Origin of the sequence: Massilia luteola (assembly GCF_034420155.1) — a bacterium.
Lineage (GTDB): Bacteria > Pseudomonadota > Gammaproteobacteria > Burkholderiales > Burkholderiaceae_D > Telluria > Telluria luteola.
The window spans coordinates 124417-149492 of the sequence record NZ_JAXOFN010000002.1 but is presented as its reverse complement, the minus strand read 5'-3'; the positions used below and the strand labels follow the sequence as shown (position 1 = coordinate 149492).

The window sequence follows — 25076 nt, the reverse complement described above, 5'->3', positions numbered from 1 at the left end:
GTAAAGCCAAGCTTTATTTGCCCTCAATGCTTTGGCATGATACCAATCAGCGCACAATATCGAAATTCTGCCTGTTCGCCCACAGCCTACGGAGGCAACGATGCCGCACATCTATAAACCCGAGGAACGGTGGGACAACGCCGACATCGGCTTTCCGTCCGCGCTCGCCATCGGGGATTCGTGGTTCTGGTACGTCAACAACAATATCCTGGGCACGATGATCAATCACCCCGCCCTGTCCGACGACCATCGCAACGTCCAGCTGGTGGGCTATAACGGGGCGCGCCTGAAGGATTATGTGGGCGAAGGCAAATTTGCCGACACCGTGGAGCACTTCCTGCGCCCCGGCTTCGTGGAAGGGTTCTCGGAGTTCTACATCAGCGGGGCCGGCAACGACGCCGTCGACGTCGACATGGCGCTGCACGACCACCGCCCGCCGGGGACGGACGCGGAAGGCTGGTTCGATGGCAGCGGGATGGACGACATGCTGTTCCGGCTGCGCCAGGCGCTGACCCGGCTGATCGCGGCCATCCGCTTCGCCAAGCGCGACGCGCCCAGCCTGGCGCCGATCTTCGTGCACGGCTACGATTATCCGGTGCCGGACGGCCGCGGATTCGAATTCGGCCTGATCCACGCCGGCCCGTGGCTCAAGCCGGCGCTGGACCGGCACGGCGTGCCGGACGACATGGCGCTGCGCGGCGAGATCGCGCGCATCCTCATCGACCGGCTGAACGACGACCTGCTGGCGCCGCTGGCGGCGACGACGCCGGGCGTCGTGCACATCGACAGCCGCGGCATCCTCCCGCGCGACGGCACGTATCGCGACTACTGGTCCAACGAACTGCACCCGACGAACCTCGGCTTCCGCCGCATCTTCGAACAGGCGTGGCTGCCGCGCCTGTTCGAACACGGGATCGCACTGCGCCCGTCGCCGTAAGCACCGGCTTACGACCCTCCGCCACCGCCGCCTCCTCCGCCACCGCCACCGCCGAATCCGCCGTTCCCGAAGCCGCCATTGCCCCGTCCGCCCGGCCCGCCGCGGAACATGCCGCGGCCGCCGTTGCGGATGCGCTCGTCGCCCGGCACGCCGCCCCACTGGTAGCGCAGGCCGATCTGGACGACGCGCGGCTGGCTCACGTTGAGCGTATGCAGCCGCAGCACCTCGTTTTCGATGTCGCTTTCCATATTCCCGGTGTGGAACACGTTGTACACGTTCAGGTTCAGCGACAGGCGCTGGCTCAGGTTGTGCCGCCACGTGAAATTCGTCATCGTGACGGCGCTGTTGGTGCCCTGCCCGTTCAGGCTCGCGCCGTTGCGGTTCACGCTCAGCTGCAGCGATTCCATGCCCGCCTGGTAGGCCAGCCGCAGCTTGACGTTTTCGCGATGGTTCGACTGCTGCACGCCCGCCGTGTCGGTCGTGAAATTGGAGATGCGCTGGCGCGTCTCGTTGGCGAGCGTCGCCCCCAGGTTGGCCGACAGCCCGGGCACGAACAGCTTGCGCACGTTGAAGTTCAGGTCGACGCCGACGGAATCGTTGGCGCCGAAATTGATGGGCGACGTGACGATCACGTTCGGGTCGGACGCCAGTGCATAGCTGCGGTTGCCGATCACGGGCGATTCGCGCCGCTTGAACAGGACGAAGCTGCTTTCCACACCGAATAGGCGGTCGTAGTAGCCCAGCTCGAACGAGTCGTTGTTCACCGGCTGCAGTTGCGGATTGCCCTGACGGGCGCTGAAATCGCTCAGGTAGACGAGGTTCGGATTCAGGTCGCGCTCGTTCGGCCGCGCGATGCGCCGGGCCGCGCGCAGCCGCAACGTACCGGTGTCGCTGATGTCGTCCGTGACGTAAAAGCTCGGCAGCCAGTTCATGTAGTGATACTGGTCTTCCTCGTTCAGCAGCGGCTGGTGCACGTCGAGCGCCGTGTATTCGCCGCGCAGGCCGCCCTGGACGCTGAGGTTCGTGGACAGCTTCGTGGCGAGGATGCCGTAGATGGCCGCATTGCGGTCGTTCGATTCGAAATCGCTGATCCGGCTGGCCACCGGCACATAGTCGCCCGTCACGGGGTCCTGCGCGAGGTAGTCGGTCGGGTTGCTGTTCTTGCTGTCGGCGACCTTGGCGCCGGCCTTCAGGTGCCACGTGTCCCAGACGTTGCGTTCATAGTCGACCGAAATGTCGAGGATGCGGTTGCGCGGGTCGGACGAGCGCCGGCTGTTCGGGGTGAACGGCGTCGGGCGCAAGCGGTAGTCGTAGAAGACGTCCGAATCGGGACTGCTGTTCTGGCCCGTGTAGCGCAGGTCGAACTTGAGGTCTTCGGCCGGCGTGCCGCTCTTGTGGTCGTACGACGCGCCGAGGCCGAAGTTGCGGGCGTCGGACAGGTTCTGCGAACGGCTCGTGTAGTCGGCCAGCGGCGCCATGTCCGCGCCGTAGCGCTGCGTCGTGCCGGTGTTGTCGCTCTCGTTCCTGAACTTCGAAAAGCTGGCGGTCGCGCCGAACTGGTCCCGTTCGCCGACGTTGTACGTGAATGTCGACGACATGTTCAACGACTTCGATTTGCCCTGCCGGTTGCCCACCGAATTCCGCGTGCCCGTGACGGCGCCCGTGGCCGGATCGAGGTCCTCGCGCTGCGATTCGCTGTAGCTGTTGCGCACCCGCTCGGCCACGCCGACGTTGCCGCTGATCGAATACGGGCCTTCCGCATGTTCGCCGTTCAGGAACGCGTTGCCACGGCCCTCCGTGCCCTTGTTGGCGCTCAGGTTGGCGCGCGATCCCGCCTTGCGGTTGCGCTTGAGGACCAGGTTGATGATCGGCCCGTTGCCGCCCTCATTGCCGAACTCGGCGCCCGGCACGTTGATCACCTCGATCGATTCGATGGCCTCGGCCGGGAACGCATTCAACGCGTCGCCCCGGTTCTGCCCCTGGAATTGGGCGTCGCGCTTGCCGTTGACCATGATCTGCACGTTCTGGTTGCCGCGCAGGGCCACGTTGCCGTCCTGGTCGACGGTGACGGACGGGACGTTGTTCAGGATATCGGCCGCGGATGCATTGCTGACGCTGATGTCGTTCTTGAGATCGTAGACGTCGCGGTCGACCTTGTTGGTCGGGCGCGACGCGACCACTTCCACGGTGGCGACGCCGTCGTCGGCGCCCGCGCCCGGGGGCTGCGTGCCGCTCGTCGCCCCCTTCGCCTGGCCGTCGGCGGCGGCCGTGGCCTTGGCCGCGGCCGGAGCCGGAGCCGGGGCCGACCTGGCGGGTTGTTTGTCGCGAACGGGGTCGGGGGCCGTCGTCTGGGCCCGCAGCGGTTGCGCGGCCAGACAGCTCAGGAGTAATGCGGGCAAGACCTTCAGCGCCAGGCCATCGCGGGCGGCGAACGTGGTATGAGTCATCGGTTAGTCAGGTTGTGGTAAATGCCGGGTGCATGAACGTAACGCGGCGGCGGGCCCGTGGATGACGCCGGCTCCAAACACTCATCGCCTTGATTGCATGTCAAGACAGGTCGGGAGCCGCGCGACGGACGCCGGCCAGCTTCGCTCCAGTTCAGTATTCCCGTGCCAACCCGCTAAAGTTCCAACTATCTGCGCACGGGCGCGTTCGTCAACGCCTTCGCCGGGTTCGGGTTCTGAATCAGCTGGTTGATGATGCCCTGGGCGTCCTCCAGCCCGGCATTGTATTCGACGTCCTGCATCAGGCTGATCTGGTCGAGGGTCCATTCGCTGGCACCGCCGCCTTCCTGCGCCAGGCGCATGTCGGCGGCGATGGCGGGGAGGGTCAGGCCGGCATCCAGGCGGCGCTGGAATTGCGCGGCCCACGCGGCCGTGGCTGGGTCGCGCCGGTCGGTCACGAGCATGTGGAGGATGTGCTCGGCCCGCGGCGCGTCCACGAGGTAGCAGTACGCGAGGACGGCCGCGCGCGCCAGCGGCCCCGAATCGCGCGTCGTGCGCCAGGCGGCGATGACGCCGTCCAGCGCCGCGCGGCTGGGCGTGCCGTCCGCCAGCAGCGACAGGTCCAGCTGCGCCAGCGCGACGGCGCCGGAGCCGGGCTCGCGCTCGCGCGCCCGCGCGAGGCCGGCGCGGGCGGCGTCGAGGTAGGGCCCGCGCGCGCCGGGGGCCGCCCGGGCCGCCAGTTTCAGGTTGGCGCGGCCCAGCAACAGCAGCACGTCGGCGCCGGCATCGGCGCGGCGCGCCGCGCCTTGCAACCACGGCAGCGCGGCGGCCGGATCGCCCCAGTCGACGCGGGCGCGGCTCAGCGCCAGCTGTCCGGCGTCGACGTTCGGCACGGCACCGGCATCCGCGGTCAGCGTGCGCAACAGCCCTTCTCCCTCGGCCCGCGCGGGACAGGCCTTGAGCGCGGCGTCGGCCAGCAGGAAGCTGCCGGACGTCGCGGACATGGTCGAGAACACGGGTTCCGGCCGCGCGCCCGGCGGCAGGTCGACGCGCAGGACCTGGGCCGCCTGCAGCCGGTAGCGCCACAGCGTGGACGACGCGTCATCCACCTTGAGGCCGAACGCATCGTGCAGCGCGGCGGCCGGATTGCCGCCCTTGTACACGGCGTTCAGGAACGTCCCGAGCCGCTGGCGGCGCGCGCTGGAGCCGAGGATGTAGTGCGCGAGGATCCAGGAGCGCGCCTCGAATTCCACGCTCGCGGCCACGGCCCGCGCGCCGCCGAGATTGCCCAGCGGGTCCGGCCCCAGCACGTCGTCGTAGTCGAGGTTGTAGCGATGACCCTGGTCGAGGAAGGCGAAGTAGCGCCCCACGCCCGGCGGCGTGCGGCCGATCACCATCTGCTTCGCGCCGAAGCGCACGCCGGCAAAATAGTTGGCGAAGCCCTCGATCCACGCCGACGGGCCGCGCACGTCCGTGTGGCGATACAGGAAATGACGGGCGTACGCTTCCGACACGTACGACAGCCCTTCATCCAGCGGTGTCTTGGCGAGCTGGTCGTCCTTGATCGCGGCCAGCGGCGCCGTGCGCACGAGGAAGCCCTGCGCGCCGTCGGCGCAATCGCGGAACAGCGCGATGCCGTCCGCCGGCCGGTCCGCCGCCACGCGATCGAGGTCGCGGACGTCGTTCAGGTAGACGAGGTTCAGCTTGGGTTCCGCGCCGGGGCCCGCCGCCCGGTAGTCGTCCGTGTAGATGCGCAGCAGGCCGTCGAGGCGCTCCAGGTGCTCGACGAGCCGGCCGACGTCCTCGCGCGGCGCGTCCGACAGGACCACCACGTGCGCGCTCTCGGCCCGGATCCACGGCGACGTGCCGCGCTGGCCCGTGACGACGATGCTCTGCGGACCCGCGTCCGGTGCCGCACAGGCGCCGCCCGCGAGCGCGCAAACCGCCGCGACGGCCACCGCCGTCCTTTTGAATTGTATTACCACGATCCCGGCCTCCCCGGCAGAATTAACGAAGAATTAACCTTGTCATTCTAACCGTGTCGTCGCGGGATGCCTACGGGCGAGGCTCAGACCGCATTTGCTTTCGATTATTGTCCATTGCTACCTATTGCTTTATTGAAATGCGTCACGAATAATAGGAACATGACCACTCCCGACCGCACCATGAAGCAACCGGAAGACCTCAGCACGATCGAATTGCCGCTCGATGCGGCGCCGGCGAAAAAGCGCGGCCGTCCGCCCAAGGACGACAAGCTCAGCGATGCGGAGCGGGCCCGGCGCTACCGCGCGCGCCAGAAGATGCTGCCGAAAGGCGCCTGGAACTACGACCAGGTGACGGCGCTCGCGCGCGCGGAAATCGAACGGCTGGTGCACGGCGCGGCGGCGCGTCCGGCCGGCGAAGCGGAACTGGTGGCGCAATGGGCCTACGGCATGTTCCTGCTGTGGGACCGCGTGACGGCCCAGCGCCAGCAGGCGGCCGACCGGGCGGCGTTGCTGGCGCTGGTGGCGGGCTGACGCCGCCGCACGGCGCTTGACATGCCGTCATCCGATGGTACACCATGTCCGCCATGACGATCTCTTCCAACCGCCGCCAACTCCTTGCCGGCTCGGTGGCGCTGGCCGCCGTCGGCACGGCCGCCGCGGCACCGGCGCCGACGGCGTACAAGGCCGTGTTCCAGGTCACCGATGCGGATCCGGGGAAATGGCATATGACGCTGAATAACGTTCGCAATGCCCAGGCAGAATTGGGAGCCGCCAACGTGGTCATCGAAATCGTCGTCTACGGACCCGGCATCGCCATGCTCAAGGCCGACTCCGACGTCGCCGCGCGTATCACGGAGGCCAGCCACGCCGGCATCCACGCGCTGGCGTGCGAAAATTCCATGCGGGGTTTCAAGCTGACGCGGGAACAGATGGTGCCGCAGGTCGGCTATGTCCCGTCCGGGGCCGCGCACCTCATCCGCAGGCAGGCGGAAGGTTACGCCTACATCCGTCCCTGATCGCCGTCCAGCCCCAGCCGGTCGGCGTGGGTATAGCAGACGAAATCCTGCCCGCGCGCGAAGGCGAGCAAGGTCATGCCGGCCCGGTCGGCCAGGTCGACGGCGGCAAGGGTTGGCGCCGACATCCCGACGAGCGCGGAAACGCCCGCCATGGCCGCCTTCTGCGCCATCTCGAAGCTGACCCGGCTCGTGATCAGGAAGAAGCCGTCGCCGGGACGCACTTGATCGCGCGCCAGCGCCCCGATCACCTTGTCGAGCGCATTGTGGCGGCCGACGTCTTCGCGCACGATGCGCACCGCGCCGTCCATGCCGCACCAGGCCGCCGCGTGGGCGGCGCCGGTCTGGCGGGTGAGCGCCTGCGCCGCACCGATCGCGGCCACGGCGCGGCGCACGCCGGCCGCGTTAAAACCCTGCGCCGGCCGCAGCGCCGGCAAGCCGCGGCAGACCTGGTCCAGGCTGTCGACGCCGCACAGGCCGCACCCCGTGCGCCCCGCCAGGCTGCGGCGGCGCTCCTTCAGCGCCATGAAGGCGCTGCCGGCGATCTCGATCTGCACGGCGATGCCGCCGGCGTCCGGTTCGACCTCGATCCCGTAGCACTGGCCCGGCCCCGCGATGATGCCTTCGGAGAGCGAAAAACCGAGCGCGAATTCCTCCAGGTCGGCGGGCGTCGCCATCATGACGGCATGCGAAATGCCGTTGTAGACGAGCGCGATGGGCACCTCGTCGACGAGCATGTCGTCCACCTCCGCGCACGCGCCCGCGCGCATGCGCAGCACGCGGCGGCCGCGCGCCGGCGCCGGGAGGACGGGCTCCGGCGGGACAGCGGGCTCCGGCTGGTAATCGGGCGAATTCATCGGTTCAAGCCATGCGTGACACGGGAGCGCCGATCATATCAGACGCCCGCGTCCCGCAAGCCGTCGAGGTCGCGGGGCTCGGCGATCGCGATGCCGTTGCGCTCGGCCCGGAAGCGCTTCGACATCGCGTACACCGCCTTGCGCACCCGCATGATGGACCCGAGCGGCCGGTGCGCGGCCAGTGCGTGCCATGGATTGAATTGCATGCCGTCGTCGATGCGGCGCGCCAGCGTGTCGCCGTATGCCTTCTGCGGCGGCGCGCGCAGCCGCGCCACCGTCACGTACGGGCTCGCGGCCTCCGGCCATTCGACGGACGCGTCCTCGATCGGCATCGTGTCCAGGTCGGTGCACAGCTGCACGCGCACTTCCCATTCGCCGCCCTGGCCGGCGAAATGGCCGACGACGGCGTCGCGCAGGCCGTCCGGCCTGCCGTTCAGGTCGACCGGGCTGCCCGCGAGCGCCACCAGCGCCGGCGCGACGGGCGCCACCTGCACCTTCGCCATGTAGCGGCCGTACAGGATCGGCGCCTGGCTGTAATACGTCTCGCCGAGCGGATGCGTTTCCGGATGGCCGCCCAGCGCCTTGATCGTCGCGCTCCCCGCACCGACGGCTTCCAGCGCGTGCTCCGCGCCGCGCGCCACCGCCGAGAACAGGCGCTTGAGGTTCGGCGCCTTGTCCGTCGTCGCGGCCAGCAGCCGGGCGCCGCCAAGGAATTTCTTCGCGGTCGGCGCGTTGAACACGGGGCCGTTGACGAGCACGAAATCCTGCGTGACGTCGTTCTCGCTGCCCTCGACGCGCGCGCCCGGCACGCCGACGACCTTGATCGCCATGCCGCGCGGCGTGGACACGTCGTCGGCGAGGATATCGCCCGGCGTCGTCGACAGGCGCATCACGACGGGATACGTGCCGGGCGCGGCGAACAGGCCCTGCGCATACGCCTCGGGAAGGCCGGCTTCCACGACCAGCTCGCCCAGCAGCAGGCCGTGCGTCTTGGCATGCACGCTGCGCAGCGCCCGGCCGGAATCCTCGTACGTCTTCGTGGCGATGCTGCGCATCGTCGTCTGCAGGTCGAAGGCCGTCTGCGCTTCGTCGTCTTCGGCGGTCTCGAAGGCGGGTTCGTAAGGAATCGGCGGGTTCATGGTGGGATCCGGTTGGAATGATGATGTGCAGATCATGGCCGGGTTCCCTGCGGCGCTCTGTGCAGCGCCGTACGCACGTCGATGCAATGTGACTGAATCGCGTGTGCGCTGTCGAACAGACACAGCCCGAAGGTTGGGCACAAGCTACAACTATTGAGCCAATATGTCTTTGAACGACACGGAGTCACGACATGAGCAAACAAGGCGGCAAGGAGCCCGGCAAGACGGGCGAACCCAACGAACCCAAGGTCCCTGCCGGCGGCTGGGGCTCGCTGAAGGAAGTCGGGACGATCCTGTTCAGGGAGCGCGTCCCGTTCGAGGGCGCCCAGTTGCTGGTGCACCAGAACAAGCCGGACGGTTTCATGTGCGTCAGCTGCTCGTGGGCCAAGCCGGCCCATCCGCACCCGGCCGAGTTCTGCGAGAGCGGCGCCAAGGCGACGGCGTGGGAAGTGACGAGCAAGCACATCGGCGCCGATTTCTTCAAGCGCCACACGCTGCGCGAGCTCGAAGGCTGGCACGACCACGAACTGGAAGAAGCGGGCCGCCTGACCGTGCCCATGCGCTACGACGGCGCCCTCGACCGCTACGTCGAGATCTCCTGGGACCGGGCATTCGCCGAAATCGGTGCCGAGCTGCGCAAGATGGACCCGAAGAACGTGGTGTTCTACAGCTCGGGCCGGGCATCGCTGGAAACGTCGTATATGTACCAGCTGCTGGCGCGCATGTATGGCAACAACAACCTGCCGGACAGCTCGAACATGTGCCACGAGAGCACGTCGGTCGCGCTGCCCAAGACGATCGGCGTGCCGATCGGGACCGTCGTGCTGGACGACTTCGACCAGACCGACTGCATCTTCTTCTTCGGCCAGAACGTGGGCGTGAACAGCCCGCGCATGCTGCACCAGCTGCAGGACGCCCGCAAGCGCGGCGTGCCCATCGTCACGTTCAATCCGCTGCGCGAACGGGGCCTCGTCAGCTTCGTCAACCCGCAATCGCCGACCGAAATGCTCACCGGCCACGAGACGGTGATCAGTACCCAGTACCACCAGGTCAAGGCCGGCGGCGACACCGCCGCGCTGATGGGCCTGTGCAAGGCCGTGCTGGAGGCCGACGACCGCGCCGTCGCGGAAGGCGGCCCGCGCGCGGTCGACGCCGCGTTCATCGCCGAGCACTGCCACGGCTTCGACGAATTCGCGGCCGCCGCGCGCGCCTGCGGCTGGGACGAGATCGAGCGCGAAGCCGGCCTCACGCGCGCCCAGATCGAACAGGCCGCCGGCACGTACATCCACGCGAAAAGCGTCATCGGCGTGTACGGCATGGGACTCACGCAGCACCGCAACGGCGTGCAGAACGTGCAGATGCTCGTCAACCTCCTGCTGCTGCGGGGGAATATCGGCAAGCCGGGCGCCGGCATCTGCCCCGTGCGCGGCCACTCGAACGTGCAGGGCCAGCGCACGGTCGGCATCACGGAAAAGCCGGAGCTGGCGCCGCTCGACAAGCTGAAGGAGCTGTACGGCTTCGAACCGCCGCGCGACAAGGGCATGAACACGGTCGAGGCCTGCGAGGCGATCCGCGACCGCAAGGCGCAAGCGTTGATCAGCCTCGGCGGCAACCTCGTGCGCGCGGTGCCGGAGCACGGCGTGATGGACGCCGCCTGGCGCGCGTTGCCGCTCACCGTGCAGATTTCCACCAAGCTGAACCGCAGCCACCTCGTGCACGGCAAGACGGCCTACCTGCTGCCTTGCCTGGGCCGCATCGAGATCGACCGCCAGGCCGGCGGCGAGCAGTCGGTGTCGATGGAGGATTCGACCGGCTGCATGCACGGCTCGCGCGGGCGCGCGGAGCCGGTGGCGGACACGCTGCTGTCGGAACCGGCGATCGTGGCCGGCATCGCGAAAGCGACCCTGGACGCGAATCCGAAGGTCGACTGGGACGGCTGGGTGGCCGATTACGCGAAGGTGCGCGACGCGATCGCGGCCACGTATCCGAAGATCTTCCACGACTTCAACGAGCGCATGTGGGCCCCGGGCGGCTTCCGCAAGCCGGTGGCCGCCTCCAAGCGCGAGTGGAAGACGCCGACCGGCAAGGCCAATTTCACGGTGCCGGACACCCTGTCGACCGACCCGGACATGCCGGTGCCGGCCGACGCCCTGCGCCTGTTCACGGTGCGCAGCGACGGCCAGTTCAACACCACCATCTACAGCCTGGAAGACCGTTTCCGCGGCACCACCGACCGCAAGGTCCTGCTGATGGCGGGCGCCGACATGGCCCGGCTGGGCCTCGCGGACGGCGACATCGTGACGGCCAGCACGGCCGTCGATGACGGCATCGAGCGCAAGGTGGAGGGCCTGAGCGTGAAGGAATACGGCGTGCCGGCGGGCTGCGTGGCGGGCTATTATCCGGAGTGCAATCCGCTGATCCCGCTTTGGCATTACGCGAAGGAAAGCAAGGTGCCGGCCGCGAAATCGATCGCCATCCGTATCGAACGCACGGGCGGCCCGGCGCGGCCGCTGCACTGACCGGCGGCGTCATCCGGGGCGGCGGCGGACGTCCCGGATGACGATCTCGTAAATATTGCTGTCACACGTTGTGATTATTTGATAGATTCCTGAGTGCATCAGCGGAATCTATCATAACGTGACGACAGCCATGACCTCGCTACTCAGCCCCAACTCGCCCGAGCAAGATTTCGACGCCGCCGCCTATTGCTCCACCCGACAGGCGGCAGCCCTGCTCGGCGTGTCGCACCGGACGGTGCAATTGTGGGTCGAAAGCGGCCTGCTGTCGGCATGGAAAACTGCCGGGGGCCACCGCCGCATCGCCGTGGCGTCGATCGAGCGCCACGTCGAGCGACGGCGCCAGGCGATGCTGGACCGCACCGCCCCCGTCCGGCACAAGGTCCTGCTCGTGGACGACGACCCGGCCATGCTGGCGCTGTACGAATCCGCGCTCTCGGGTGGCGAGCTGCCGCTGGACGTCGTCCGGGCCGTCAACGGCTTCGAGGCGCTGATCCGCATCGGCGAAACGCGGCCGCACCTGCTCATCGGCGACCTCAGCATGCCGGGCGTGGACGGCCTGCGCATGATCCGCACCCTGCGCGCGAGCCAGGCGTACGGGGACATGGCCATCGTCGTGATCAGCGGCCTCGATCCGACGACGATCCGTGCGATGGGATTGCCGGACGACATCCCCGTCCTGCCCAAGCCGGTGGCGCCCGACGCCCTGCGCGCGGCCGTCGAGGCGGCACTGCACGGCGCGGCCTGGGTCGCACAGTAGCGAGGAACGGTGACATAAGCCGTTGATCTGGCTATAATTTCCGCCTTTCGCGCCTCGCCAGGAAACCGCCATGTCACTGCTCGCCCACCAGTTGGAACTGCTGTCCCCCGCCAAAACCGCCGAGATCGGCCGCGAAGCCATCCTGCACGGGGCCGACGCGGTCTACATCGGCGGCCCCGCGTTCGGCGCGCGCCACAACGCGAGCAATACGCTGGAAGACATCGCGGCGCTCGTCGAATTCGCGCACCGTTACCGCGCGCGCATCTTCGTGACGATGAACACGATCCTGCACGACGCCGAACTGGAGACCGCGCGCAGCCAGATCCATCAACTGTACGACGCCGGCGTCGACGCGCTGATCGTGCAGGACATGGCGATGTTCGAGATGGACCTGCCGCCGATCCAGCTGCACGCCAGCACCCAGTGCGACATCCGCACGGTCGAGAAGGCGAAATTCCTGTCGCAAGTCGGTTTCTCGCAACTCGTGCTGGCGCGCGAGCTGACCATCGAGCAGATCAAGGCGATCCGCGCCCAGGTCGAGACCCCGCTCGAATACTTCATCCACGGCGCCCTGTGCGTCGCGTTCTCCGGCCAGTGCTACATCTCGCACGCGGACACGGGCCGCAGCGCCAACCGGGGCGACTGCTCGCAGGCGTGCCGCCTGCCGTACACGCTGTCCGACGGCCAGGGCCGCGTCGTCGCCTACGAAAAACACCTGCTGTCGATGAAGGACAACGACCAGAGCCGCAACCTGGAAGCGCTCGTCGACGCGGGTATTCGTTCCTTCAAGATCGAAGGCCGCTACAAGGACATGGGTTACGTGAAGAACATCACGGCCCATTACCGCCTGCTGCTGGACGAGATCCTGGAACGCCGCCCCGAGCTGGCGCGCGCGGCGAGCGGCCGGACGCAGGTCATGTTCACGCCCGACGTCGACAAGAATTTCCACCGCGGCCACACCGATTATTTCGCCCAGGGCCGCCAGCAGACCATCGGCGCCTTCGATTCGCCCAAATACGTCGGCGTGGAACTGGGCACGGTCGCGCGCATCGGCGGCGACAATTTCGATCTCGTCACGAACGAGGCGATGGCCAATGGCGACGGCCTGAACTACATGCACAAGCGCGACACCGTCGGCATCCAGGCCAATACGGTGCAAAAGCTCGGCGAGGATGCCGACGGCCAGCGCTGGCGCGTGTTCCCGAACGAAGGGCTCGCCACGCTGCCGGGCCTGAAGGTCGGCACCGTCGTCCACCGCAACCGCGACCACCAGTGGGAAGCCGCGCTCTCGAAAAAATCGGCGGACCGCAAGGTGCGCGTGGACCTGCGCCTGGAAGACGTCGCCGGCGGCCTGCGCCTGACTGTCACGGACGAGGACGGCATCACGACGACGACCGAAGCGGCGCTGGCCCTGCAGCCGGCCCAGCAGGCCGAACAGGCGCTGGCGGGCCTGCGCGCGAGCGTGGGCAAGCTGGGGAACACGATGTTCGAGGCGGGCGCGATCGACGTCGCGCTGTCGCAACCGTGGTTCGTGCCGGCGAGCGCCATCAACGGCCTGCGCCGCGACGCCATCGCCGCCCAGGAAGCGGCGCGCCTGGCCGCCTGGCAGCGCCCGCAACGCGCGCAAGCGGTGGAACCGCCGGCCGCGTATCCGGAGACGCATTTGAGCTACCTGGCCAATGTGTACAACGAAAAGGCGCGCGCGTTCTATCACAAGCACGGCGTGCAGCTGATCGCCGCCGCGTACGAGTCGCACGAAGAACCGGGCGAAGTGCCGCTGATGATCACCAAGCACTGCCTGCGCTTCTCGTTCAACCTGTGCCCCAAGCAGGCGAAGGGCGTGCAAGGCGTGCAGGGCCAGGTGCGCGCCGAACCGATGACCCTCGTCAGCGGCGACGAGCGCTACACGCTGAAATTCGATTGCAAGCCGTGCGAGATGCACGTGGTCGGCGCGATGAAACCCGGCGTCCTGAATTCGCCGCCGCCGTCGGCCATTCCGTACAGCCCGCTCGTGTTCCACCGCCAGCGGCCGCGCGCCTGAAGTGCCCCTGTCGACATCCCTTGTTTGCTTTTGGAGCAACAATTTCCGTATACTGAGCCGTATTAGTCACCGGAATTGGAAAGAGCAAGAGATATGAAACCGTCCCGGACCCGCTTCGCCACTGCCTGCCTCGCGCTGGCCGTGTGGTTGCCTTCGCATGCAAATGCCGGCGTGTTCGACGACGACGGGGCGCGCCGCGCGATCGTCGCCATGCAAGGCAAGGTCGAGGCGATCTCCCGCGACCTCGGCGCCATGAGCGCGAGGATCGACACCAAATCCGACCAGTCGGTTGCGCTCGATATGCTGAACCAGCATGAGCAGACCATGCGGGAAATCGCAAGCCTGCGCGGCCAGATCGAGGAATTGAAGAACCTGGTCGAAACGGGGCGGAAAAACCAGAACACCCTGTACGCCGACCTCGACGCACGCATGCGGAAGCTCGAGCCACAGCAGCAGACCATCGATGGCAAGGCCGTCGACGTGACGCCGAGCGAACAACGGAGCCATGACGCGGCATGGAACCTGTTCAAGTCGGGCGACTACGAGGGCGCCGCCAACGCATTCGCCGATTTCATCAAGCGTAACCCTTCGTCGGCCTACGTGCCGGATGCGCAGCACGGGTTGGGCAACGCGTACTATGCGCTCAGCGACTACAAGCGGGCGATCGCCGCCCAGGAAGTCGTCGCCAGCACGTATGGAGACAGCGCCAGCGCACCGGATGCGCTGCTCAACATTGCCAGCAGTTACACGGCACTGAAAGACAGGAAGGCTGCCAGGAACACGCTGGAGCGGCTGATCCGGACGTTTCCGGATTCGCCCGCGACGCAGGAAGCGAAGGACCGGCTCGCCGGCCTGAAATAGCGGAACCTTGGCTCGCACCCGGCAGCATCCGTTCGACACGGTGCGCCGGGAATCGGTGGCACCGCCGCGTCACCAGAGGTCGGTCGCGCCCGCTGAGCGGCCGCTCCGCCCCGTCACGCGCTGCCGTCCTTCCGGAGGCACGCTCCCCATCCGTATCCCAGCGGAATCTTGCCGTATTGTGCGCCGCAAATAAGCAACGCGGCGTTATGGCAAGCTTGACACATGTAACCACAAAGTACAAAGTTGTAACTCACTGTAACAAGTGGCGGCGCCCGGTTTGGAGGGGATGGCGGTACGACCCGGTACCGAGACGACACGCGCGGGCGCGCACGCGCGCGGCGGCGACACCGGGTCGTCAAACCAGTCCACCGTCCAGTTTGTATCGTCCGACACGAATGTTTCACACGCGGCATAATGTTGATCAAAGTTCAACTGATAGTAAGAAATTGCCAACAGGCTACTGAGCGGCATAATTCTTGCAAATAGTTACACTCGTAAAGAGATTGCCGGTTCTCCCGTTCGTCCGCCGCGCTGCGTGAACCGGCCGACTGCCCGAAGGAGGATGGATGACCCGAAAACGCTTGCTGTGCATTGTCCCGGACGCCCCGGGTGCCCATGCGCTGCTGGACGAGGCGATGCACGACTGGGAGATCCGCAGTGTCTGCAACCTCGGCGACGCCGGGCGCGAACTGCGTGACGACCGCTACCTGGTCGGCCTGCTCGTGCACGACCGCGAGCAGCACCGCCCGGCCGACGTCGACAGCTTCCTGCGCCGCCACAGCCACATGCAGTGGGTCGGCGTGTTCAGTCCGCGCGACCTCGAATCCGGTCCGTGCCGCGACCTCGTCGTGGAACACCTGTGCGATTACCACACGGCCCCCGTCGACCCGGTGCGGCTGGCCCACACCCTCGGCCACGCGCACGGCTGGGCGATGCTGCGCGGGCGCCCGAACCAGGCCGACGCGCCGGGGGACGATCCGGCGTCGCCGCTGATCGGCAGCTGCGACGCGATCGCGCGCTTGCGGGCGCAGGTCTCGCGCGTGGCCAAGGTCGCGGCACCCGTGCTGATCTGGGGCGAAAGCGGCAGCGGCAAGGAGTTGACGGCCCAGGCGATCCACGCCCAGTCGGACCGCGCCGCGGGCCCGTTCGTGCCGATCAACTGCGGCGCCATCGCGCCCAGCCTGATCCACTCCGAGCTGTTCGGCTATGAACGGGGCGCGTTCACGGGCGCCACGCGCGGCAAGGCGGGCCTGATCGAATCGGCGGACGGCGGCACGCTATTCCTCGACGAAATCGGCGACCTGCCCAAGGACCTGCAGGCGAACCTGCTGCGCTTCCTGCAGGAGAAGACGATCTGCCGCCTCGGCAGCACGCGCAACATCCGCGTCGACGTGCGCGTGATCGCCGCGTCGCACGTGCACCTGCAGCAGGCCGTGGCCAGCGGCGCGTTCCGCGAAGACCTGTACTACCGCCTCGCCGTGCTGCCCGTGACGGTGCCGCCGCTGCGCGAACGGCGCGACGACCTCGTCACGCTGGCCGAGCACTTCTTCCACGTGTACGCGAGCGAAAAATCGCCGCGCCTGAAGGGGTTTTCCAACCGCGCGATCGAGGCGATCCTCGATCACGACTGGCCGGGCAATGTGCGCGAATTGATCAATCGGGTGCGGCGCGCGCTCGTCATGTCGGACGGACGGCTCGTCATGCCCGAAGACCTGGGCCTCACGCGCGGGATCGTCGCGCCGGCGCCCGCGGCGCTGGACGACACGCGCCTGCGCTCCGAGCGGAGCGCCCTGCGTGAATGCCTGGACCGCAGCGGCCACAACGTGAGCCGGGCCGCGCGCGACCTGGGCGTCTCGCGCACGACGATGTACCGATTGCTGAGCAAGCACGGCATGCGCGCGTGAGCGCACGCCGCGTGGCGCACAAGTGGACAAGGTGTCCACTTTTTTTTGTGCGGTGGCGTACCCAGCGTTACACAGTTGTACCGGAACTGGAACACTTTTTCGATATTTTCGGCAAATCGTGCCAGATTTTCTCTGACAGGCTTGTAGGATGATGCGCACAAAGTCAACAAAAACAATGGGTTAGCGAACTCTTCAGTATGGCTGGCACTGAAAGTGCAAAGGGATGTATGTCGGCGCTACGGCCGACCCATCACCAACCATCAAACCCAGAGGGGAACTCGAATGAACAAGACCTTGCTCGTGACTGCTATTTCGCTGGCTTTCTCGTTGAGCGCACAAGCCCAGGACTCGAACCTCGCGCGCGGCGGCAGCACGGCCACGCAGACCACGACCCGTTCGACGGACAACAGTACCCACGACAACAGCAATAACAGTACGCACGACAACAGCAACAACAGCACGAACACCACCACCAACACCAGCACCGCGACGACCACGAACACCAACAACAGCACACACGACAACAGTACGCACAACAACAGCACGCACGACAACAGCGACCACAGCGTCAACACGACGACCACGGACAACAGCGACCACAGCACGCACGACAGCAGCAATAACAGCACACACGACAGCAGCAACAACAGCACCAACACGAGCACGAACAACAGCAACCACAGCTCCGGCGATGCGACGGCCTCCGCCATCGGCGGCACCGCTGCGAACAACGGCGGTACGGCCACGTCGACCTTCTCGAACAGCTTCAATACCTCGTCGGCCAACGCCACCGCGAACCTGAACGGCAGCGTCTCGGGCAACAACATCCAGAACATCGGCAACGTCGCGACCAACAGCGGTAATGCCAACGGCGCCGCCGGTACGGCCGGCGCCGGCGCGGCGGGCACGGGTGGCGGGATCACGGCGAGCACCGGCGCGGGTGGCGGCTCCGGCAACGCGAACGGTGCCGCGGGCGCTGCGGGCGGCTCGGCCTCCAACGGCGGCGCGAGCGCCGGCGCGGCCACGACCGGCAACGCCAACGCAGGTGCGGCCACCACCGGCGGCGCAATCGCCGGCACGGGCGGCGCGGGCGGCGTGGCCACGGGCGCGTCGAGCGGCGCGGGCGGCGCGGGTGCGGCCGGCGGCTTCGGCGGATCGACCGGCGCCGCGAGCGCGTCGGGCGGTAACGGCGGCCTGACCGGCGGCGCGGCCGCCAGCGGCGGCGCCGGCGCCGCAGGTGGTGCCGGCGGCCTGGCTTCGGGCGGCAACGGCGGCGCCACCGGCGCCACGACCGGCGGCAACGGCGGCGCCAGCGGCCCCACGATCGCCGGCACGGGCGGCATGGGCGGCGGCACGGGTGCCGCCACCGGCGGCGCGGGCGGCGCAGGCGCGGCCGGTGGTGCGGGCGGAGCGGGTGCGGCCGGCGCAGCCGGCGGTGCGGGCGGTGCGGGTGCGGCAGGCGCAGCCGGCGGTGCGGGCGGCGCGGGTGCTGGCGGCGGCTCGGGCGGCTTTGGCGGCGCGGGCGGCCTGGCCGGCGCAGGCACCGGTGGCGGCTCGACGGCGGCCAACGCGGCCACCGGCGGCGCGGCCAGCAATGGCACCCACACGGCGACGTCGGGCGCTGGCGGTCTCAGCGGCAGCGGCAACGCCAACGCGGGCACGTCGACGGCCACGAGCGGCATGGCCACGGGCGGCGATTCGACCTCGACGGCCGGCATGGGAACGGGCGGCGCCGGCGGTGCGGGCGCGGCTGGCGCAGCCGGCGGCACGGGCGGTTCGGGTGCGGCCGGTGCGGCCGGCGGCATGGGCGGTTCGGGCGCGGCCGGTGCGGCCGGCGGCATGGGCGGCTCGGGTGCGGCCGGTGCGGCCGGCGGTGCGGGCGGCTCCGGCGCCATGGCATCGAATGCCGGCGGTGCCGGCGCAGCGGGCGGTGCCGCAACCGGCGCAGCCGGCGGTGCGGGCGGCGGCCTGACCTCGACGGCCGGTAACGGTGCGGCCAATTCGGGCGGCGCAGGCGGCGCGGGCGGTGCAGGCGCGGCCGGTACGGCGAGCTCGGGCGCAGGCGGTGCGGGTGCGGCAGGCACCGCGAGCTCCGGCGCGGCAGGTGCCGGCGCAGCGGGCGGCGCGGGTGCCGCCAGCGGCATGGCATCGAACACGGGCGGCGCAGGCGCGGCCGGCGGTGCGGCATCGAGCGGTGCGGCCACGACCGGCTCCGCCAGCAGCGGCGCAGCGACGACCGGCTCGGCCACGGTGGGCGACTCGACCGCCGGCAACGGCGGCAATGGCGGCAACGGCGGCACGACCACCGGCGGCGCCGGCGGCGCGCTGGCCAACATCACGGCCGGCATCGGTACCGGCGGCATGGGCGGTGCTGGCACGGGCGGCAACGGCGGCTCGAACTCGGTCAATGCCGGCACCTTCAACATGTCCAACACCATGAGCGGTGTCGGCCAGTCGGCTGCGGGTGTGATGGTGGTGAGCCAGAACAACGGCTTCTCCTCGCTGGTGCAACAGAGCGTGAACGTGCAGAGCAACCTGGCTGTCGGCAAGTAAGGCGGTGGACCGCCGTGCCGACCGGCACGGCGGTTTCTCGAAGCAACCCGGGGGTAGACAATGCAGTCATCACTCAAGAGCAAGGCCAGCAACCGCGTGTGCAGCTTCGCTGTGCTCGCGGCCTGCGCATCCGCGGCCTGGGCGGGACCGGAACTCGCGGTCCCCGTCCAGGGCAGCCCGCCGGCCGCCAGGCCGGACACGGGTGCGGACAAGACGGCAAAGGCACCGGATTCGCTGGGCTTCGGTCCGGCCGCCGACCTGGGCAAGCTGGAGCATTCGCGCGGTGGAACGGACACGTACGTCACCACCAACAACGCGAATCTCAGCGGCGTCGTGACCGGCAACAGCGCGGTGAACGTCGTCACGGGGTCGAACAGTATTGACACCGGGGCGTTCGCCAATATGTCGGGCATCCCGGTGGTGATCCAGAACAGCGGCGCGAACGTCCTGATCCAGAGCGCCACCATCGTCAACCTGCAGTTCAAATGAAACACAGCGCCCTGCCCCTGCTGTGCGCACTCCTGGGCGCCACCTGCGTGAACGCGGCCGACCTGCCGATCGCGGGCGGCGCCCGTTTCAACGTGCCGGTGAAGAGCATGCGCGAATTGCGCTTCACCTCGACGACCCGCCAGCAATACGACTTCAGCTGCGGCTCGGCCGCGCTGGCCACGCTGCTGACCTATCACTACGGCTATCCGGTCAGCGAAACCGTCGCCTTCAAGGCGATGTGGGACAACGGCGACCAGGCCAAGATCCGGCGCGAAGGCTTTTCGCTGCTCGACATGCAGCGCTATCTCGCGAAGATCGGCTTCAAGGCGGACGGTTTCCAGGTGCCGCTGCAGAAGCTGTTCGACAGCAAACTGCCCGCCATCGTGCTGATCTCGGAAAAGGGCTACAACCACTTCGTCGTGATCAAGGGCGCGGAGGACGGGCGCATCCTGCTGGGCGATCCGTCCAGCGGCACCCGCTCGATCACGCGCGAACACTTCGAATCCATCTGGCCGACCCGGCTGCTGTTCGTGATCCACGACGCGCCGGGCAAGCCTTCGTTCAACGCCGACGTCGACTGGCGCGCCGCACCGCGCGCGCCGCTGGCCGACGGCGTCGCCCGGACCGCGATCGACATGACGACGCTGCCGAAATTCGGTCCGGGCGATTTTTGACAGGAGACCCCATGCGCATCCCCGTCCAGATCGGCCTCGTGCTGGCCAGCGCCGCGATCGCGACGCAGGGCCATGCCGGCGGCCCGGACAATCCGTTCAGCAGCGCCAACGCCGTCGCGTCGACCCAGCTGGACGACTACCGCGGCGGTTTCGTCACCGACAACGGCCTCGCGGTGACGCTCGGCATCGAGCGCATCGTGACGATCAACGGCAACCTGGCCGAGCGCAGCGAGCTCAACCTCGGCGACCTCGGCCGGCTGACGAGCGGCCAGAGTACGCTGTCCGCGGACACGGCCGCCCAGGTGCGCCTGATCCAGAACGGCGGCGGCACGTTCAACGTCCAGATGGGCGACACGACCCTGGGCGGTACCGTCATCCAGAACAGCCTGAACAACCAGTTGATCAACAACCAGACCATCATCAATGCAAGCGTGAACGCGCGCGGCCTGCTGCAGGCCATGAATTTCCAGTCCAGCCTCGCGAACGCGCTCAATACCGCCGCCACCGGCAGGTGACGGATCTACCTGGAGAAGACTTATGCAAAGAATTCCAGCGCTGTACGGCGTGATTGGTGTCAGCGTGGCACTGGCGGCCATTCCGGCCGGCGCCCAGTCCGGCACTGACCTCCTCGAGCAGCTCAAGATCATGCGACAACAGCTGGAAGAGCAGCGCGCGCGCGTCGACGAACTGGAACGTCAGCTGCGCGCGAGCGGCGTCGTGGCGCCCGCGAACGCGGCCGCGGCGGCGCCGTCCCAGCTCGAACGGATGCGCGGCACCGGCAATCTGCCGGCGCCGCAACCGGGCGACCCGCTGCAGGCCCAGGCCGCGCCCGCGGTCCCGCTCGCGCAACCCGTCTATCCCAGCCGTCTCGCGCCGCTGCGCGGGACCGGCGGCGCGCTCGCCGACGCCGGCCAGGCGCAGGGCGACGCCGCCGTCGGCCGCCCGCCCGCGCCGCGCGCACCGGAAGTGGCGCCGATCTTCGAGACCCCGGGCGTGCTCACGCCGCGGGGCAAGGTCGTGTTCGAACCGTCCGTGCAGTACGGCTATTCGTCCAGCAACCGCGTGGCGCTCGTCGGCTACACGGTGATCCCGGCCCTGCTGATCGGCCTCCTGGACGTGCGCGAAGTGAAACGCAACACCACGACGGCCACGGCCACGTTCCGCTACGGCGTCGACAATCGTCTGGAAATCGAGGCGAAGATACCCTACGTCTACCGCAGCGATTCCACCGTCAGCCGCGAGCTGTTCACCGGCACGGCGGCCGAGCGCGCGTTCGAGACCAGCGGCAAGGGCATCGGCGACATCGAACTGGGCTGGCGCTACCAGCTGAACGACGGCGGCGTCGACACGCCGTACTACATCGCCGGCCTGCGCTTCAAGTCGCGCACGGGACGCGACCCGTTCCAGGTCATCACCGACTGCCAGACCCGCTGCGTGGGCCAGAACGTGACGGGGACGGGCCTGCCGCTGGACCTGCCGACCGGTTCCGGCTTTTACTCGGTCCAGCCGAGCCTGACGTGGCTGCTGCCGTCCGACCCGGCGATCTTCTTCGGCGGCTTCAGCTACACGAAGAACTTCAAGCGCGGCAACGTCTACCGGACCGTGCTGAACGGCGACAGGGAGTTGCTGGGCGAGATCGATCCGGGCGACGTGTTCGGCTTCAACTTCGGCATGGGGCTGGCGCTGAACGAGAAGGCGTCGTTCAGCATCGGCTACGACCACAACTCCGTCGGCCGTATGCACCAGAACGGCGTCGTGATCCCGGGTTCGGTCCGGGTGCAGCTGGGCACCCTGCTGCTGGGCTACTCGTACCGGATGAAGAACAACCGCACGCTGAGCGTCTCGGTCGGCGCCGGCCTCACGCGCGATACGCCCGACGTCACGCTGATGGTCAGGATGCCATTCACGTTCTAGCATCCCCTTTGGCCGCAAGGCGCGGCCCACCGAAAAGGGCCGCGCTTGCGGCTCTTTTTTTTTCCGGCGCAGCCGGTGCGGCCGCGTGGGCGGGGGCCGCCCACCCGACCTTGCTTGCTGCCCTTTTTTGATCAGATGTAGTAGACGAGCGCCGCCAGGCCGACGATCAGCGCGACTTTCGTCGCCTTGTACGCCGTCTTGTTCCATGCCTTGTAGCGGCGCCGGTACTGGCCCATCACGTGGGAAACGCGGAACAGCTTGCTGACGAGCCCCGTTTGATCGCCGGTCTCGTTCGGCGACGCGGCCGCCGTCATCATCGTGCGGCCCAGCCAGCGGTTGACGGCCTGCATCCAGCCGAAGCGCATCGGGCGCTCGACGTCGCAAAACAGGATGAGACGGTCGCTGTCGCTCGCGTTCTCCGCCCAATGGATATACGTTTCGTCGAAGATGACGCCCTGGCCGTCGCGCCAGCTGTAGCGCTGGCCGTCGACTTCGATGAAGCAGCGGTCGTCGTTCGGCGTGGCCAGGCCCAGGTGGTAGCGCATCGAGCCGGCGAACGGGTCGCGGTGCGGATTCAGCTTGGCGCCCGGCGGCAGCTCGGCGAACATCGCCGCCTTCACCGACGGGATGCGTTGCAGCAACGCATGCGTTTGCGGGCACAGGCGCTCGGCCGACGGATGGCTGGCGTCGTACCACTTCAGGTAGAAGCGCTTCCAGCCCGTCTTGAAAAAGGAATTGAAGCCGGCGTCATTGTTCTGCTCGGACGCCTTGATCTTCTTGAGCTCGATGAGGCGCAGGCCTTCGTCGCGGATCGTCGGCCAGTTTTCCTGCAGCACGGCCAGCTCGGGGAATTCGCGCACGGGAATATAGGGCGTGCTCGGCACCTTCGAAAACAGATGCATGAACATATTGATCGGCGCCATGAACGACGAATGGTCGAACAACTGGCGGCCGAACGGCAGCCGGACCTTACCGCGGAAATGGATGTGCAGGACCGACAGCACCAGGAAACCGACGACAAACCACTTCATTACGCCTCCGACCTGTCCCGCCGCGTCGTGCGGCCCGGATCAATTTAAACGAGGCGCAAGGATACCATATGCGATACGCGGCCGTACGCCATCCGCCCGGCTGCCCCGGACGGATGGGATACGGCCGCGCGCTGTAAATCGACTGTCGTTCAACTTGTCGTGACAACGCGACAGCGCCGGGGCGACTGCGCCTTCAGTGCATCAACGACGTGACGGCGTATCCTTTTTCGGCCAGCTGGCCGGTGAGGTTCTGGATATCGTAATCCGGCAGGTCGCCGGCGTCATCGTCGACTTCGAAGGCCCGTGCTTCGACTTCCCAGTCGGTATTCGTGGCTTCCTCGGGGATGTTACGGGTCTCGGGGACGGCCAGGTAAGAAAACTTGCCGTCGTGTTCGGCTCTGCGGTAGATGTCCAGGCGCATAGTCATATCCTTTAAAAGCATGACCTTCGAATGAAAGCCATCAGTATGGCACGATAGGCGAACGGTTCGTCATCGTCTGTTAATCCGCGCACACTGGCCGGCCGTCAACGTTCAGCGACCGACACCGCCCCCGAGCACGCGCGCCGGCAGCATGACGACGGCGCGCAGCAGTTCGAACACGGCTTCCACGCCGATCCCGAGCAGGCGGAACGGCAGCAGCAGGAGCCAGACGAGCGGATACATCACGAGCGCCAGCAGCGCGATCGGCCAGCACAGGAACAATAACATCAACCACACGAGGAAACCCAGCATCGCCAGCTCCATCAGTCAAAATAGGCCGTTGCGGCCCGACGTTGTGACTGTAGTTGTATGGACGCCAATGCGCAATCGTTCTGCGATGGACGGCCGGCGGGGCGGATGGACGGGGAAAAAGCGGGGGCGAGCGGTGGGGCGGACGAACGGGGGATGCAGGGGCACGCGGATGTTAACAGCGTCGTCCCCGCGAAGGCGGGGACCCAATTTCTGCACGCGTCACGCTAAACCTGGGCCCCTGCCAGCGCAGGGGCGACGATGCCAGGCGCCCGGACTCAGGCAAACGCCGTGTCGCGCACCTGCACCGGCTCGCCCGCGCGCACGACGACCTCGGCCCGCATCGACGCTTCCAGCGACGGAATCGACCCGCCCGCGCGGTACGCGAAGCTCACCTGCACGACGTCGCCCTGCTGCACGTCCAGCGGCGTGGCCAGCGGCAGCATCATGTAGTGGTTCAGCCAGTCGATCGTCGTGCCGCGTTCCTCGATGATCGTCAGGACGTTCTTGGTGATGAAACGCAGCGCGTTGAGGCGGCCGCCCTGCTCCATGCGGAACTGGCCTTCCCACGCGATGGCGTCGCCCACGCTCTGGCTGAAATCCATGACGGAATACACGCCCGGCTGCGCGAGTTCGATGGTGCCCGGGTAGATCACGTTGGTCGGCTGGAACTGCACGATCGGCGCATAGAAGCCTTCGAAATCGTATTCGAGCTGCAGCGGCTGCGCGGCCATGATGACGGCTTCCGGCATGAAGATCGGCAGCGGGCCGCCGAAGCGGGCCAGGTAGCGGCGCTTGAACGACTCGATCACCTCGACCTGCTTTTCGCGCAGCATGCCCACGTGGATCATTTCGCAAATGACGATGTCGACCGGCTCCGGCGGCAGGTATTCGAACGCATCCGCATGGACGACCTCGACCTTGTGCCCGTTCGGGTTCATGGCGAGGAAGCGGCGCGCTTCGCGCACCATGTCCGGATTGAACTCGACGCAATAGACCTTCGATGCGTTCTGGGCCGCGAAGAACGACAGGACGCCCGTGCCGCCGCCCAGTTCCAGCGCTTTCATGCCCGGCTTGACCGCGTGGTAGATCGCCGACTTGAAGCTGTGCATGCGGTTGTGATCCATCAGCATGTTGTGATGGTAGTGGACCGGAATGAACTGCCCCAGGTAGCAGCTCTCGATTTCGCGTTCGTTCAGCATTGTGTCCTCGTTGTCGGGCCCGCGGT

Annotated in this window: 21 protein-coding genes; 13 read left to right on the top strand and 8 right to left on the bottom strand. The window is 67.6% G+C overall.

All coding sequences use genetic code 11. The annotated features are described in order from the left end of the window. Positions 1-100: 100 nt before the first annotated feature. A complete protein-coding gene (locus U9J41_RS03670) occupies positions 101-937 on the top strand; it encodes a hypothetical protein (RefSeq protein WP_322400333.1) in 837 nt (278 codons plus the stop codon). A gap of 8 nt (positions 938-945) precedes the next feature. On the opposite strand, the gene U9J41_RS03665 is transcribed toward U9J41_RS03670, so the two are convergent. Beyond that, positions 946-3384, bottom strand: a complete 2439-nt coding sequence (locus U9J41_RS03665; protein WP_322400332.1) for a TonB-dependent receptor domain-containing protein — start codon at positions 3382-3384, stop codon at positions 946-948. A gap of 185 nt (positions 3385-3569) precedes the next feature. Further along, the gene (locus U9J41_RS03660) at positions 3570-5366 is read right to left on the bottom strand and encodes a hypothetical protein (RefSeq protein WP_322400331.1); all 1797 of its coding nucleotides are present in this window, start codon (positions 5364-5366) and stop codon (positions 3570-3572) included. Between the two features lie 159 nt (positions 5367-5525). On the opposite strand from U9J41_RS03660, the gene U9J41_RS03655 reads away from it, so the two are divergent. Further along, positions 5526-5897, top strand: coding sequence for a hypothetical protein (locus tag U9J41_RS03655; protein ID WP_322400330.1), 372 nt, complete (start codon positions 5526-5528; stop codon positions 5895-5897). A 53-nt stretch (positions 5898-5950) separates the two neighbouring features. Further along, positions 5951-6382, top strand: a complete 432-nt coding sequence (locus U9J41_RS03650; protein ID WP_322400329.1) for a DsrE family protein — start codon at positions 5951-5953, stop codon at positions 6380-6382. Here the strand turns inward: U9J41_RS03650 and fdhD are convergent. Next, on the bottom strand, positions 6367-7236 hold the full coding sequence (fdhD, locus tag U9J41_RS03645; protein ID WP_322400328.1) for a formate dehydrogenase accessory sulfurtransferase FdhD: 870 nt from the start codon (positions 7234-7236) through the stop codon (positions 6367-6369). The two genes, U9J41_RS03650 and fdhD, sit on opposite strands and share 16 nt — an antisense overlap. Before the next feature lie 38 nt (positions 7237-7274). After that, complete coding sequence (locus U9J41_RS03640) at positions 7275-8375, bottom strand: catalase family protein (protein ID WP_322400327.1); 1101 nt, start codon at positions 8373-8375, stop codon at positions 7275-7277. A gap of 191 nt (positions 8376-8566) precedes the next feature. Here U9J41_RS03640 and U9J41_RS03635 point away from each other — a divergent pair, with 191 nt between their 5' ends. The 10 genes from U9J41_RS03635 (at position 8567) to U9J41_RS03590 (ending at position 22087) form a co-directional block, all read left to right on the top strand. After that, a complete protein-coding gene (locus tag U9J41_RS03635; RefSeq protein WP_322400326.1) occupies positions 8567-10894 on the top strand; it encodes an FdhF/YdeP family oxidoreductase in 2328 nt (775 codons plus the stop codon). Between the two features lie 130 nt (positions 10895-11024). Then, on the top strand, positions 11025-11651 hold the full coding sequence (locus tag U9J41_RS03630) for a response regulator (RefSeq protein WP_322400325.1): 627 nt from the start codon (positions 11025-11027) through the stop codon (positions 11649-11651). Between the two features lie 70 nt (positions 11652-11721). Beyond that, a complete protein-coding gene (locus tag U9J41_RS03625) occupies positions 11722-13692 on the top strand; it encodes a peptidase U32 family protein (protein ID WP_322400324.1) in 1971 nt (656 codons plus the stop codon). Between the two features lie 93 nt (positions 13693-13785). Next, complete coding sequence (gene ybgF / locus U9J41_RS03620; protein ID WP_322400323.1) at positions 13786-14553, top strand: tol-pal system protein YbgF; 768 nt, start codon at positions 13786-13788, stop codon at positions 14551-14553. Positions 14554-15119: 566 nt separating this feature from the next. After that, positions 15120-16457, top strand: a complete 1338-nt coding sequence (locus tag U9J41_RS03615) for a sigma-54 dependent transcriptional regulator (protein ID WP_322400322.1) — start codon at positions 15120-15122, stop codon at positions 16455-16457. Positions 16458-16739: 282 nt separating this feature from the next. Then, entirely contained in the window at positions 16740-19010 is a 2271-nt protein-coding gene (locus U9J41_RS03610; RefSeq protein ID WP_322400321.1) for a hypothetical protein, read from the top strand. A gap of 60 nt (positions 19011-19070) precedes the next feature. Next, entirely contained in the window at positions 19071-19499 is a 429-nt protein-coding gene (locus U9J41_RS03605) for a hypothetical protein (RefSeq protein ID WP_322400320.1), read from the top strand. Next, positions 19496-20173, top strand: coding sequence for a C39 family peptidase (locus U9J41_RS03600; protein ID WP_322400319.1), 678 nt, complete (start codon positions 19496-19498; stop codon positions 20171-20173). Before U9J41_RS03605 ends, U9J41_RS03600 begins: the two co-directional genes overlap by 4 nt. Before the next feature lie 11 nt (positions 20174-20184). Beyond that, a complete protein-coding gene (locus tag U9J41_RS03595; RefSeq protein WP_322400318.1) occupies positions 20185-20688 on the top strand; it encodes a hypothetical protein in 504 nt (167 codons plus the stop codon). Positions 20689-20710: 22 nt separating this feature from the next. Further along, entirely contained in the window at positions 20711-22087 is a 1377-nt protein-coding gene (locus U9J41_RS03590) for an acetate kinase (protein ID WP_322400317.1), read from the top strand. Between the two features lie 131 nt (positions 22088-22218). On the opposite strand, the gene lpxO is transcribed toward U9J41_RS03590, so the two are convergent. The 4 genes from lpxO to U9J41_RS03570 all read right to left on the bottom strand — a co-directional run bounded on the left by lpxO (position 22219) and on the right by U9J41_RS03570 (position 25050). Continuing rightward, entirely contained in the window at positions 22219-23118 is a 900-nt protein-coding gene (gene lpxO / locus U9J41_RS03585; protein WP_322400316.1) for a lipid A hydroxylase LpxO, read from the bottom strand. 193 nt (positions 23119-23311) lie between these two features. Then, positions 23312-23539 carry a DUF6139 family protein gene (locus U9J41_RS03580; RefSeq protein WP_056446582.1) on the bottom strand — a complete coding sequence of 76 codons (228 nt, stop codon included), beginning with the start codon at positions 23537-23539 and terminating at the stop codon, positions 23312-23314. Positions 23540-23650: 111 nt separating this feature from the next. Further along, complete coding sequence (locus tag U9J41_RS03575) at positions 23651-23851, bottom strand: hypothetical protein (RefSeq protein WP_322400315.1); 201 nt, start codon at positions 23849-23851, stop codon at positions 23651-23653. Positions 23852-24126: 275 nt separating this feature from the next. Continuing rightward, the gene (locus U9J41_RS03570) at positions 24127-25050 is read right to left on the bottom strand and encodes a class I SAM-dependent methyltransferase (protein ID WP_322400314.1); all 924 of its coding nucleotides are present in this window, start codon (positions 25048-25050) and stop codon (positions 24127-24129) included. Positions 25051-25076: the final 26 nt, after the last annotated feature.